10 protein-coding genes are annotated in these 12,904 nt (G+C 70.2%); 2 read left to right on the forward strand and 8 right to left on the reverse strand.

The annotated features are described in order from the left end of the window. Positions 1-202 precede the first annotated feature (202 nt). From ACFYP5_RS00935 to ACFYP5_RS00960, 6 genes are all read right to left on the reverse strand, one after another. A complete protein-coding gene (locus tag ACFYP5_RS00935) occupies positions 203-829 on the reverse strand; it encodes a hypothetical protein (RefSeq protein ID WP_389028806.1) in 627 nt (208 codons plus the stop codon). Between the two features lie 384 nt (positions 830-1,213). Continuing rightward, a complete protein-coding gene (locus tag ACFYP5_RS00940; protein ID WP_030915821.1) occupies positions 1,214-2,461 on the reverse strand; it encodes a styrene monooxygenase/indole monooxygenase family protein in 1,248 nt (415 codons plus the stop codon). Positions 2,462-2,504: 43 nt separating this feature from the next. Beyond that, positions 2,505-3,155: an ATP/GTP-binding protein gene (locus tag ACFYP5_RS00945; RefSeq protein WP_389028809.1), complete on the reverse strand. Its 651-nt coding sequence runs from the start codon at positions 3,153-3,155 to the stop codon at positions 2,505-2,507. Then, positions 3,136-3,546, reverse strand: coding sequence for a DUF742 domain-containing protein (locus ACFYP5_RS00950; protein WP_389028811.1), 411 nt, complete (start codon positions 3,544-3,546; stop codon positions 3,136-3,138). The genes ACFYP5_RS00945 and ACFYP5_RS00950 overlap by 20 nt, the downstream gene beginning before the upstream one ends. After that, positions 3,546-4,025, reverse strand: coding sequence for a roadblock/LC7 domain-containing protein (locus ACFYP5_RS00955; RefSeq protein WP_389028814.1), 480 nt, complete (start codon positions 4,023-4,025; stop codon positions 3,546-3,548). Before ACFYP5_RS00955 ends, ACFYP5_RS00950 begins: the two co-directional genes overlap by 1 nt. Beyond that, positions 4,022-6,958: a nitrate- and nitrite sensing domain-containing protein gene (locus ACFYP5_RS00960; RefSeq protein ID WP_389030672.1), complete on the reverse strand. Its 2,937-nt coding sequence runs from the start codon at positions 6,956-6,958 to the stop codon at positions 4,022-4,024. Before ACFYP5_RS00960 ends, ACFYP5_RS00955 begins: the two co-directional genes overlap by 4 nt. Positions 6,959-7,322: 364 nt before the next feature. On the opposite strand from ACFYP5_RS00960, the gene ACFYP5_RS00965 reads away from it, so the two are divergent. Continuing rightward, positions 7,323-8,108, forward strand: a complete 786-nt coding sequence (locus ACFYP5_RS00965; RefSeq protein WP_389028817.1) for a hypothetical protein — start codon at positions 7,323-7,325, stop codon at positions 8,106-8,108. A gap of 129 nt (positions 8,109-8,237) precedes the next feature. On the opposite strand, the gene ACFYP5_RS00970 is transcribed toward ACFYP5_RS00965, so the two are convergent. Continuing rightward, a complete protein-coding gene (locus ACFYP5_RS00970; RefSeq protein WP_389028820.1) occupies positions 8,238-8,735 on the reverse strand; it encodes a MarR family winged helix-turn-helix transcriptional regulator in 498 nt (165 codons plus the stop codon). Positions 8,736-8,960: 225 nt separating this feature from the next. Here ACFYP5_RS00970 and ACFYP5_RS00975 point away from each other — a divergent pair, with 225 nt between their 5' ends. Beyond that, positions 8,961-9,809 (forward strand): lysozyme, encoded by an 849-nt coding sequence (locus tag ACFYP5_RS00975; RefSeq protein WP_389028823.1) that lies wholly within the window; start codon positions 8,961-8,963, stop codon positions 9,807-9,809. Positions 9,810-10,161: 352 nt separating this feature from the next. Here ACFYP5_RS00975 and lon read toward each other — a convergent pair whose 3' ends face one another. Then, positions 10,162-12,582, reverse strand: coding sequence for an endopeptidase La (gene lon, locus ACFYP5_RS00980; RefSeq protein ID WP_389028826.1), 2,421 nt, complete (start codon positions 12,580-12,582; stop codon positions 10,162-10,164). Positions 12,583-12,904: the final 322 nt, after the last annotated feature.

Here is a 12,904-nt window from a genome sequence, read left to right on the forward strand (position 1 = left end):
CCCCTGGGCCGAGGCCACTTCGCACTGCCTCGCATCCACTGCCTACCGGCTACGGATTAGTGGCTACTGACTACGGGCAATCCAGGAGGCGGTTCGCCCCCGCCAGGAGGGAAGCCGTCTCGGAACGTCTCCCGGTCGGGGCGCCCCATACCCGAAGGAGCGGCCCCCTCACCGCCCGAGGGTACGTGGACCAGCGCCCCGACTACGTGGGAGAGGCGAAAGGGTTCCCGCCGGGACCCGGTGGGCCGCTCAACTGCGCCCCCGGAAGAAGAACGGGCGACCAATCCGGGCCGCGGTGGTCTCGCCACCACCTGTCGATGGTGTGGCACTTCTCCTCGAACTCCCGATCCCAGCAGAGGAACCCGGTGATCGGTGCCCGCAGGCGAGTACGACGGCCACCCGCTTCGTAGATCGCAACGATTTGGGCCCCCTGGAAGCGTTCGACGCGGATGGCCTGGACGTTCGACCACTGGATGGTCCGGCGGCGGAGGCTGTGCACGACGGCCGTCGACTCCTTGAGAGTGACGCCGAAGTACTGCCCGGTGATCAGCAGCAGGAGCAGCGCGGGGACCCACATACCAAACGACTCGGCCATCTCGGCCCCGGTCGCCTTCCACGTCATCCAATCCCAGGCCTTCGTGCCCCAGACGACGACAAGGATGGGCAGAACAGGCAGTACGTGCTGGAGACGCGTATACCGGTAACGGATGCGCTCCGGCGGCACAGTCTCCGACTGCGATTGCTTCACAATCCCCACCCCCACACAGTGCAGCCACCACTGGCGCATGATGGCCAAGGCAGCATCGCGGATCGAGGTTGCGCTGTCCATCGCCTACGGCTGCGAGCGGGAGCCGGCCGGCAGGGTCACTCGCTGCCGTTGGCGGCTGCTCAAACCTCCTGCGGGCGGCTGACGGGCCCGCCCACGGATGACCGTGAAAAGGACGAACAGGACCGTGCAGAGTTGCGGTGACGGGGGGGTGACGCTCGGTACGACGGGGCCGTGACAGCAGCGGATGTACACGCCATGGCCCCCCGCACGGGAACTCAGATCGCCGAGCAGGTACTTCAGCCGCTCTGGCTACCAGCCTGGTCAAACGTCGTTCCGGTCGCTATCAGGGTTGCTATCGATAGCAACGTGCCAGGCCGTCTGTGGGCCGTCCGAGGACGGCCCACAGCGACCAACACTGACCAACGCTATCTACTGCTTCGCAGGTCAGGCAGCAGATGCAGCCCCGGAGACCTGGGCCAGGTACGCGTTCGTCTTCTCCGGGTCGAAGAAGAAGTTGTCGAAGTCCGCGGGGTTGTCGAACCCGTTGGCGAAGCGGTCGGCGACCGGCTGGAGCTGGCCGGCGGCGCCGATCAGGTTCAGCACGTGCTCCGGCGGTACGCCGAGCATGGCGTTCGTCCACTTCACGACGTGCTGCGCGGTGTCCCAGTAGCGGTCGAAGGTGGACTGCATCCAGTCCGCGTCGAACGGACGGTCGCCGTGCTCGATGATCGACCGGAGGTACGCGTCGGCGCACTTGGAGGCCGAGTTGGAGCCCTGGCCGGTGATCGGGTCGTTGGCGACGACCACGTCCGCCACGCCCAGCACCAGACCGCCGCCGGGGAGGCGGCCGATCGGCTTGCGGACGGTCGGGGCGTAACGGCCCGCCAGGGTGCCGTTGGCGTCCGTCAGTTCGACCTTGGTGGCACGGGCGTACTCCCACGGCGTGAACTGCTCCATGAGCTCCAGCGTCTTCGCGAGGTGCTCGGAGGGGTCCTTTATGCCCTGGAAGACGTCCAGCGGGCCGCCCGGGACGCCCTCCCAGAACAGGATGTCGGCCCGGCCGGACGTGGTCAGGGTCGGCATCACGAAGAGCTCGCCGACGCCCGGGACCAGGTTGCAGCGGACCGCGTCGAACTCGGGGTGCTCCGGGCGCGGGCCCATGCCGTGGACGTACGCGACGGCCAGTGCGCGCTGCGGGGCGTCGAACGGCGAACGGGACGCGTCCCGGCCGAACATGGAGACCAGCTCGCCCTTGCCCGCGGAGACCATCACCAGGTCGTAGGTGCGGGAGAAGTAGTCGAGGTCGGAGACGGCCGCACCGTGGATGACGAGCTGTCCGCCACGCTGGGCGAACGTCTCCATCCAGCCGGCCATCTTCACACGCTGGTCGACGGACTGGGCGAAGCCGTCCAGCTTGCCGACCCAGTCGATGGCGCGCGAGGAGTCGGGAGCGGCGACCGAGACGCCGAGGCCCTCGATGCGTGGGGCCTGGGATTCCCAGAAGTTGAGCTGGAGGTCGCGCTCGTGCTGCAACGCGGTGTCGAACATGCACTGCGTCGACATGACCCGGCCGGACCGGATCTCGTCGGCCGTGCGGTTGGACATCAGGGTGACTTCGTATCCACTGGACTGCAGTCCGAGGGCGAGCTGGAGACCGGACTGCCCGGCTCCGACTATGAGTATCTTCCGCATCGCGGTTCTCCGTTACGTGTACGTGTACGTGCGCGTGTTGTTTCTATTCGGGTGTGGCGTCAAGAGCGTGGCCCACAAGTGCCAGCAGCGACTCGACGACCGTGATCCTGTTACGCGCGTCCATGATCACAACGGGTATGTGCAGGGGTATGGTCAGGGCCTCCCTGACGTCCTCCGGCTCGAATCCGGGTGTTCCCTCGAAGTGGTTGACGGCCACGATGTACGGCAGTCCGCAGCTCTCGAAGTAGTCGAGCGCGGGAAAGCAGTCGGAGAGCCGCCGGGTGTCGGCGAGCACGACCGCTCCGATCGCGCCACGCACCAGGTCGTCCCACATGAACCAGAAGCGCTGCTGTCCGGGTGTGCCGAACACGTACAGCACGAGGTCGTCGTCGAGGGTGAGACGGCCGAAGTCCATCGCGACGGTCGTGGTGACCTTGTCGGGCGTCGCGGTGAGGTCGTCGGTCTCCTCGCTGGCCTGGGTCATCAGCGCTTCGGTCTGCAGGGGGGTGATCTCGGAGACGGATCCCACGAAGGTCGTCTTGCCGACGCCGAACCCGCCCGCGACCACTATCTTCGTGGCTATGGGGGCCCTGGTGTGGTCCAGCTGCCATGCCTGCAGTGACTCTTCGGTCTGGCTCTCCGGTCCCGGCTGACGCGGGGCGGACAGCAGCGAGTCAGAGACGGCGGAGTCCATTCAGCACCCTTTCGAGCAGTGCGCGGTCGGGCTGGCCGGTGCCGTGACCGGTCCCGTACACACGGATCTTTCCCTGGTCGGCCAAGTCGCTGAGCAGCACTCGGACCACGCCGAGCGGCATCTTCAACAGGGCCGAGATCTCCGCGACCGTACGCATGCGGCGGCAGATTTCGACGATGGCCTGGAGCTCCGGCATCACGCGCGCGGTGAGGTTGCCGTTGGTGAGCTCGCGGCGCTCCTCCGGCGCTTCGAGCGCGGCCACGAACGTCTCGACGAGGAGGACGTGGCCGAAGCGGGTGCGGCCGCCGGTGAGCGAGTACGGGCGGACCCGGGCCGGCCGTCGGTCGGAACCGCGGACGGGGAGCCTGCGGGCGGGTTCAGCAGCGGGCATCACTGGGTGCTCTCCATCGATTTGCGCAGTTCACTGCGGAGTTCGGGGGTGAGTACGTGTCCGGCACGGCCGACGAAGAGCGCCATGTGGTAGGCGATGACGCTCATGTCGCAGTCGGGGGTGGCGTGCACGCCGAGCAGGGAGCCGTCACTGATCGACATGACGAAGACGCTGCCCTCGTCCATGGCGACCATGGTCTGCTTGACGCCACCGCTGTCCATCAGCTTCGCGGCGCCGATGGTGAGCGAGCCGATGCCGGAGACGATGGTCGCGAGGTCGGCGCTGGAGCCCCTCGGGCCGTCCTGCCGGCCCGTCGCTCTGGCTGCGTGGTGGCCCGGGTCGGAGGAGAGCAGCATCAGTCCGTCGGACGAGACGACGGTGACCGAGTGGACCCCTGGCACCTCCTCGACGAGGTTGCTCAGCAACCAATGAAGGTTCCGGGCCTCGGTGCTCAGCCCGAATGTGCTGGGCGCAGTCAACTGCGTGCCTCCTCGACTGTGTCCCCCGTGTCATCGATTCGACCGCCGGAACGGTCTGCCAGCTCGGTGTGGTCGGTCTGTGCGGTGCGTTCGCTCCGGTCGGCGCCGAGGGCGGGGCCGGTGCCGGCAGCGCTGCCGACGCCATCGGCGATCTCCGCCTCGACATCGCGGCGGCCGTCCTTCGCGCCCTGATGGAAGCCGCCGAGGCGACGGCGCAGCGCTTCCTTGTCCAGGCTGCCCTTGCGCTCGGTGGCAGGGGCGGCGGCGGGCTTCACGACCTTGGGGGTTCGCTTGGGCAGCCCCTTGTCGGTGACGCGTTCGCCCTGTGGCTGCTGCGGTTCCGACTGCCGGGGGCCGGGAAAGGCCTCCGCGATGGTGGTGACGACCGGGGCGGCAGGGGTGAAGGGCTCCTGGCTCTCGTCCGCGGTGCGCTCGTGGCGGTCGGGTCCGATGGTGTACGGGTCCGACGCCACCGGGGCCGTGGGGGCCGGCGGGTCCTCCCGGAACTCCGGGACCTCGGGGAGCCGGACCTGCATCGTGGTCTCGGACTCGGTCTCGGCGGCGAGCGGCTCAGGTGCGGGCGGCTCGGTCGCGACGGGCTCGGTTGCGGCCGGACCCGGTGCGGGCGCGGGCACCGGCTCGGCGCCGGGCTCCGCTCCCGCGTCGCGGATCGACTGCTCGGCCGCGGCGATCAGCGGGTCACCGGGCAGCGCGAGCGTCCGACCCGGCAGGGAGTTGGAGTTGGCCTCGGCCACCGATCCCGGCAGGTTCAGCGCGGGCGCATCCCCCGGTACCCGTACCGGCGGCGGGGTGGCGGTCGGCGGCGCCTTCGGGAGCAGCGCCTGCGGCAGCACGACGACCGCCGTCACGCCGCTGCCCTTCTGCTCACGCAGTTGGACCCGCACCCCGTGGCGCGCCGCCAGCAGCGACGTCACCTGGAGTCCGAGGCCGGCTCCGTCCGAGCTCTGCCGGCCCGCCTCGAACGAGGACGGGTCGGCCAGCCGGGCGTTGAGCTCGCCCATCCGTACGGACGACATCCCGATGCCCTCGTCCTGCACGGAGAGCATCACCTCGCCGGATTCCAGCAGCCAGCCGGAGAGCTGGACATGGGAGTCGGGCGGCGAGAAGGAGGTCGCGTTCTCCAGGAGCTCGGCGACCAGGTGGCTGAGGTCGTCGGCGGCGAAGCCGGCGATCTGGGCGTGCGGCGGGAGAGACTGGATGGTGACCCGCTCGTACCGCTCGATCTCACTGACGGCCGCCCGCAGGACGTCGACCAGCGGGATCGGCCCGGAGTGCCCGTGGCCGTGCTCGGCGCCCGCGAGGACCAGCATGTTCTCGCTGTGGCGGCGCATGACCGTGGCCATGTGGTCGAGCTTGAAGAGGGTGGCGAGCCGCTCCGGGTCCTGCTCACGCTCCTCCAGGCTCTCGATGACGCCGAGCTGGCGTTCGACGAGGCCGAGGGTGCGCAGCGAGAGGTTGACGAAGGTGTGGTGGACGGTGTTCTTCAACTGCTCCAGCTGGCCGGCCAGGTCGGCAGTGCGGACCTGGAGTTCGGCGCGCTGGACGGACAGGGCCTCGCGTCCGGCGATCAGCTCGCCGCGCTCCTTCTCCAGGTTCGCGAACCGGCCGTTGAACTCGTGGAGCAGACCCTGCAGCTTGCCGTGCAGAGCGTTGAGGTTCCGTACGACCTGGGCGAACTCGTCGTTGCGGCCGGTGTAGCGGACCGGCTCGGCGGTGCCGGGCTCCGCGGCGAGGCGGGCGGCGCCGATCCGCAGGACGGCGAGCGGCTGGGTGAGCGTGCGGGCCACGGCGGTGGAGACGCCGACGGCGATCAGCAGACAGCCGCCGAGCAGCGCGATGTGCAGTTCGAGCGCGGTGACGTCGTCGTCGCGCAGCTGCTCGAGTCGCTGGATCCGGGCGGTGCCGAGTGCGGACTCGACGCTGCGCATCCGGTCGATACGGGCGGAGAGTGCCGCCTGGACCTTCTGCCGGTTGACCTGCTGGTCGGAGTCCGACAGCTCGGGGCGGTCGGTGAGCGCGGCGAGGTACTTCTCCGCGCTGTTGACCTCGGGCCCGGTGACGGTGGAGGAGAGCTTCTCGCGGGCGGTGGAGCCCGCGGCCTGGTCGAAGTCGGCGAGCGCGGCGAATTCGCGGACCCTGGCCTGCTGGGCGGCGGCGCTCAGCTCGTCACGGTTGCGGTCGTCCTCACTCGGGCCCTCGTCCTGGGGCTGCACGGGCAGCCCGGTGAACGGGTCGATCTGCGGGGTGGTGGGCACTTCGCGGGGCACCGACAGCGCGGCGACCAACAGCCCGCGGGTGGCCGAGGCCTGCTCGGCCGCCTGTCCGAGGGCGAGGGGCGCACGAGTGGCCTCGGATGCCCGCGGCGGGGTCTTCTCGGCCAGTTCGTCCGCGACGTCCTGCAGCTTGGCGATGACCTCGGAGTACGCCTGATGGGCCGCGAGCGCCGAGCCCTTGCCGGTGAGCGCGGTACGGCGCAGCGAGGGGATCGTGGAGAGGTCGCGGCGCAGCGCGGCGGGGGCCGTGCCGCGGATCTCGTCGACCTGCTGGTCGACGCGAGCGCTGCGGCTGCTGGGCCCGTCGGTCTTCGGGCCGGACTTCTCGTCCCGGCCGCTCGCGATGTAGGCGGTGACCTCGTCGCGCTCGTCCGCGAGGGCATGCGCGAGCGCGACCGCCTGCTGATTCAGCTCGGCGAGCGTGACCAACCGCTGGGACTCGTTCAGTTCGGAGGAGGCACCGAGCGCCGCGGGCGCGCCCGCGGCGATGACGGTGATACCGACGACCGCGACGCCGGCGACCAGCCGGCTGCGTACGCGTACGGTGCGCCGGGTGGGCTCACCTTCGGCCGGCGGCAGAGGTGTCGCCCCGGAACCGCTTCGCTTGCTGCCCTTGCTCCGAGGCCGCTTCTTCTGCACCGGTGCTCGCAATCTTGACTCGTCCACCCTTGAAGCAGAGGTGACGCTCGGTCACATGGAACGGCGCCCCGACCGCCTGGTACGGCTTCTGACCATTCCAGTGCTTTTGAGAGGGGGGCGCACATCGACCGCTCCGCCACCTGAACGAGTGAACATCACTCCAGAGTTGACGAACAAGTCTCCCCGCGCGCGTCGCCGCGCACGCCCGGACCGCGGGCTGGAACTTCCGCGCAGGCTTTGGCAAGATGCCCGCCCGCACGCCGCTCGGAGCCATTCCTGCCGCTCAAGAGGTGGGCTGACCTGCTCGTACGGTCCAACGCCGCACTCGTGCAGGGTCGGTGAAGGCGTCGTGCAGACTTGCCGTATGCGTATCGAACTCACCACGATCCCCGGTAGCCCCGAGCGCCCCAACGAGGACTGGGCGGCCACCGCACTTCCCGCCTCCGGCCAGGGCGGGAGGCTGGTCCTGCTCGACGGCGTCACTCCGCCGCAGGGGGACGACGGTTGTGTGCACTCCGTCCCGTGGTTCACCGCTCGACTGGGCGGCTCCCTGGTCGAACTGTCGGGTTCGCGGCGGGATCTGCCTCTCACGGAGGTCCTCGCCGAGTCCATCCGGCGCACCGCCGACGCACACCGCTCCTCCTGTGACCTTTCTCACGTGCGCACGCCGCAGGCGACCGTCGTGATGGCGCGCTGGGACGAACGCGAGATCGAACACCTGGTGCTCTCCGACTCGGTGCTGCTGTTCGAGTCGACGGACGGATCGGTACGCGCACTGCTCGACGACCGGCTCGACCGGCTGCCTCCGGGCTCCCTGGCCACCGAGGCGATCGCCGACGCACAGGTGCGCAACAAGGAAGGCGGCTTCTTCACCGCCGCCGCCGACCCTTCGGTGGCGGCCCGCGCCGTGACCGGGCGGACGCCCCGCGCCGAGGTGCGGGCGCTGGCCGCACTGACGGACGGGGCGAGCCGTTGGACCGAGATGTTCCGCGAAGGGGACTGGACGGCCTGCCTCGGGGTGCTCCACAAGGAGGGCCCACAGGGGCTGATCGACCGGGTCAGGGCTCTGGAGGACGCGGACACCGAGCGCACGCATCTGCGGCACAGCAAGACGCATGACGACGCCACGGCGGTCTACGCGGTGCTGTAGGTCACCCGGACAGGGGCCGGCCCCGGCCAGCGACATGGAGGGCCCCCCGTGGGCGGTTCCCCTGGGGCAGGGGCCGGGAGCACCCGGGAGAACCGGCGCCGCTCCGGTCGGGGCCGGGCCCGGCTCGTGTCATTCCTCGGCGCGGGTGTTCAAGTGGTGCAGCAGCCGGGCCAGTTCCGCCACCTCGGCCCGGTCCCAGTCGGCGAGCTTGCGTACGTACCGCTCGCGGCGGGCGTCGCGGACGCTGCGGTAACGCGCGAGTCCCTCGTCGGTGAGATGGACGAGGAAGGCCCGCCCGTCGGCCGGATCGGGTTCGCGCGCCACCAGTCCGAGGTCCTCCAGGGCGCGCAGTTGACGGCTCATGGTCGCCTTGCCGACCCCGAAGTACGCCGCGAGATCGGTGGCCCGCTGCCGCCCCGCCGACTCCAGTTGCACGAGAAGTCCGTACGCCGCGGCCTCCAGGTCGGGGTGGACCTCGCGCGCCATTTCGCCGGAGCTCGACCGTGCGCGGCGCAGGAAGACGGCCAACTCCCTCTCCAGTGCCAGGAATTCGTGGTCCACACCAGTTGCCCCGGTCGCGCCGGGTTCACTACCGCTTCCGCTCCCGTGCACGTCAACACCCCTCATGAGCTTTCCTGCCGCTGAAAGTTTCTTTCACCGCTGGTCATCGCCGCAGCTCCGCCAGTATTTCGCAGGCGTAGACCAACGGCAGCGCCCAGGCCCCCTTCCGCCGCGCGGGTCTACGTGCGTAGCGTCCTTCCTGACATGTTCACACCATCACATGTCGCAGGGGTGCGCCGAGCCGCTCCCCTGGGTCGGCAGATCCCCCCACCGAGACCTCGGAGGCACGCAATGCCCGTGCACAGATCCGGATCCGGAACGACCCGCCGCTCACGCTTCGCGGCGTTGGGAACTCTTCTCGCAGCACTCTCGCTTCTGCTCACCCTGCCCGGTGCGGCCACCGCGGCCGACTCCCCCACCGCCACCACCAAACCCGCCCGCGGATCGGCCACGATGGGCATGGGCGTCATCGCCCATGACGGTCAGGGCGGCCTGCCGCGTGACACGCGCGCCGTGCAGACCGAAGGTGTGGACGTCAGCAGCCACCAGGGCAACGTCGACTGGGCGACGCTCTGGAACAGCGGTGTCCGGTGGGCCTACACCAAGGCCACCGAAGGCACGTACTACACGAACCCGTACTTCGCCCAGCAGTACAACGGCTCGTACAACGTCGGCATGATCCGGGGCGCGTACCACTTCGCCACCCCGGACACCACGAGCGGTGCCACCCAGGCCAACTACTTCGTGGACCACGGGGGCGGCTGGTCGAAGGACGGCAAGACGCTGCCGGGCGTCCTCGACATCGAGTGGAACCCGTACGGCGACCAGTGCTACGGCAAGACCGCGGCCTCCATGGTCTCCTGGATCCGCGACTTCGTGAACACGTACAAGTCGCGCACCGGCCGCGACGCCGTCATCTACACGGCGACCAGCTGGTGGCAGGCCTGCACCGGCAACAACGCGGGCTTCGCGGCCACCAACCCGCTCTGGGTGGCCCGCTACAACACCACCGTCGGTGAACTCCCGGCCGGCTGGAGCTACTACACCATCTGGCAGTACACGTCGTCCGGTCCGTACGTCGGCGACCACAACCACTTCAACGGCGCCCTCGACCGCGTACAGGCTCTCGCCAACGGCTGAGTCCCCCGCCCCGCAGCGCCCCACCGGGCCCCGGTGACGCACCCCGTCACCGGGGCCACCGGTCGCGTCCACCGCACCGGTAGGGCCCGGCAGCCCGTCCCGACCGGGCAGATCCACAAGAACACCGCATCGACGCACCGAGGAAGGGTGGCCACACCCTTGTGACGGTCCCCCGGCCGCCGGCCCGGTCCGAGCCGGCGCCGGGCACCGCCCCTGAGCACATGCCCGCCACCCGGCTGCCCGGAGACCGTGGACACCCGAGGACATGCGGAACGGCCCGCACCGCCCTCTCGGGGGTACGGGCCGTCCGACCGGCCGCGCACGTCATGCCACGCCCGTCACGCCATGGCGCTCACGCCGCGGCCGGGATCCTCTCCTCCGCCCTGGCCGTAGCCGGGGCGAGAGCGATCTCCAGCACCTGCCGGACATCCGTCACCGGGTGGACCTCCAGCTTGTCGAGGACCTCGGCCGGGACGTCGTCCAGATCGGCCTCGTTCCGCTTCGGGATCACCACGGTGGTGATCCCGGCGCGGTGAGCGGCCAGCAGCTTCTGCTTCAGGCCGCCGATCGGCAGGACCCGTCCGGTCAGCGACACCTCGCCGGTCATCGCCACATCCGTACGGACCAGCCGCCCGGAGAGCAGCGAGGCCAGTGCCGTCGTCATCGTGATACCGGCACTGGGGCCGTCCTTGGGGACCGCACCCGCCGGGAAGTGGATGTGCGCTCCCCGGTCCTTGAGGTCGGCGACCGGCAGTTCCAGTTCGGCGCCGTGCGACCTCAGGAAGCTGAGCGCGATCTGCGCGGACTCCTTCATGACGTCGCCGAGCTGACCGGTCAGGGTCAGTCCGGCGGCACCCGTCTCCGGATCGGCCAGCGACGCCTCCACGAACAGCACGTCGCCGCCGGCACCAGTCACCGCGAGTCCGGTCGCCACGCCCGGCACCGCGGTGCGGCGCTCGGCCGGGTCCTGGGCGGACTCGGGAACGTGGTGCGGTCGTCCGACGAGACCCCGCAGGTCCTCGTCGGTGACGCTGAACGGGAGCTCCCGGTCGCCCAGCTCGTGCTGGGCCGCGACCTTGCGGAGCAGCCGGGCGACGGCCCGCTCCAGGTTGCGTACGCCCGCCTCGCGGGTGTACTCGCCGGCCAGCTTGCGCAGCGCCGACTCCTCGAGGGTCACCTCGCCCTTCTCCAGACCGGCACGCTCCAGCTGACGCGGCAGCAGGTGGTCCCGGGCGATGACGACCTTCTCGTCCTCGGTGTAGCCGTCGAGCCTGACCAGCTCCATGCGGTCGAGCAGAGCCTCCGGGATGGCTTCCAGGACGTTGGCGGTGGCCAGGAAGACCACGTCGCTGAGGTCGAGCTCGACCTCCAGGTAGTGGTCGCGGAAGGTGTGGTTCTGAGCCGGGTCGAGCACTTCGAGGAGCGCCGCGGCCGGGTCACCGCGGAAGTCGGAGCCGACCTTGTCGATCTCGTCGAGCAGGACGACCGGGTTCATGGAACCGGCCTCCTTGACGGCGCGGACGATGCGTCCGGGGAGCGCACCGACGTACGTACGCCGATGGCCGCGGATCTCCGCCTCGTCCCGCACACCGCCGAGCGCGACACGCACGAACTTGCGCCCCATGGCGTGCGCGACGCTCTCGCCGAGGGACGTCTTGCCGACGCCGGGGGGTCCGACGAGGGCCAGCACGGCACCACCGCGGCGCCCGCCGACGACCCCGAGACCGCGGTCGGCACGGCGCTTGCGCACGGCGAGGTACTCGGTGATCCGCTCCTTCACGTCCTCCAGGCCCGCGTGCTCGGCGTCGAGGACGGCCTTGGCGGCGCGGATGTCGTACGCGTCCTCGGTGCGCTCGTTCCACGGCAGTTCGAGGACGGTGTCCAGCCAGGTGCGGATCCAGGAGCCCTCGGGGCTCTGGTCGGACGAGCGTTCCAGCTTGTCGACCTCCTTGAGCGCGGCCTCACGGACGTGCTCGGGAAGGTCGGCGGCTTCGACGCGCGCCCGGTAGTCGTCGGACTCGTCCTCCGGGTCGCCGTTGAGCTCGGACAGCTCCTTGCGTACGGCTTCGAGCTGGCGCCGCAGCAGGAACTCGCGCTGCTGCTTGTCGACACCCTCCTGGACATCCTTCGCGATGGACTCGGCGACGTCCTGCTCGGCGAGGTGTTCGCCGAGCCACTGGATGGCGAGCTTCAGCCGGGCGACCGCGTCGGCGGTCTCCAGGAGCTGCACCTTCTGGGTGGTCGTGAGGAAGGGCGAGTAACCGGAATTGTCGGCGAGCGCAGAGATGTCGTCGATCTGCTGGACCCGGTCCACGACCTGCCAGGCGCCGCGCTTCTTCAGCCAGCTGGTGGCCAGGGCCTTGTACTCCTTGACCAGCTCGGCGGCGGCACCGGGAAGCGGCTCGGGGACGGACACGTCCACGCGTGTCCCCTCCACCCAGAGCGCGGCCCCGGGTCCGGTGGTCCCGGCGCCGATCCTCACCCTGTCACGGCCACGGATGAGCGCACCCGGGTCGCCGTCGGAGAGCCGGCCGACCTGCTCGACGGTACCGAGCACACCCGTGCCGGTGTACGTCCCGTCGATCCGCGGCACGAGCAGCACCTCGGGCTTGCCGCCACCCGGCCGGACGGCTGCCTGCGCGGCCTCCACGGCGGCACGCACATCGGTGTCGGACAGGTCGAGAGGAACCACCATTCCGGGCAGCACGACCTCGTCGTCGAGCGGCAGCACAGGCAGGGTCAGCGGAGTGACCGCGTTGGGCTCATTAGCCATGATCTCCCCTTCGGCATTCAAGTTGAGGTATGCAGGCTCAATGCTTCTGAGCGGCTCAATGTTCCCGGGGCTGTGTTCGCTCTCAGCGATCTCTCCGCCGCCTCGCCGTCACCTGCGAAAACCATTCGCGGCCGCCCTTGCGCACGGGGGAGAGTGCCCGCATGGGCGACACACGCGTGGACGACAGGGGGCCGGCCGACGACGGGACGACCGGACGTGAAGGCTCGCCCCGCCGCGTACCGGCGGCGTTCGCCCCCGTGGTCGAGGCGGCCGCCTTTCGGATCACCGATGCGTCCGACGCCGCGCAACCCGCACAGCGCCT

It is taken from the genome of Streptomyces sp. NPDC005262 (assembly GCF_042872425.1).
Classification (GTDB): domain Bacteria; phylum Actinomycetota; class Actinomycetes; order Streptomycetales; family Streptomycetaceae; genus Streptomyces.

Bases quoted from the DNA above. Each gene is read 5' to 3' on its own strand.
- ACFYP5_RS00975 (WP_389028823.1), top strand. From the start codon at position 8,961: ATGCCCGTGCACAGATCCGGATCCGGAACGACCCGCCGCTCACGCTTC.
- ACFYP5_RS00940 (WP_030915821.1), bottom strand. From the start codon at position 2,461: ATGCGGAAGATACTCATAGTCGGAGCCGGGCAGTCCGGTCTCCAGCTC.
- lon (WP_389028826.1), bottom strand. From the start codon at position 12,582: ATGGCTAATGAGCCCAACGCGGTCACTCCGCTGACCCTGCCTGTGCTG.
- ACFYP5_RS00950 (WP_389028811.1), bottom strand. From the start codon at position 3,546: ATGCCCGCTGCTGAACCCGCCCGCAGGCTCCCCGTCCGCGGTTCCGAC.
- ACFYP5_RS00970 (WP_389028820.1), bottom strand. From the start codon at position 8,735: ATGAGGGGTGTTGACGTGCACGGGAGCGGAAGCGGTAGTGAACCCGGC.
- ACFYP5_RS00945 (WP_389028809.1), bottom strand. From the start codon at position 3,155: ATGGACTCCGCCGTCTCTGACTCGCTGCTGTCCGCCCCGCGTCAGCCG.
- ACFYP5_RS00965 (WP_389028817.1), top strand. From the start codon at position 7,323: ATGCGTATCGAACTCACCACGATCCCCGGTAGCCCCGAGCGCCCCAAC.
- ACFYP5_RS00935 (WP_389028806.1), bottom strand. From the start codon at position 829: ATGGACAGCGCAACCTCGATCCGCGATGCTGCCTTGGCCATCATGCGC.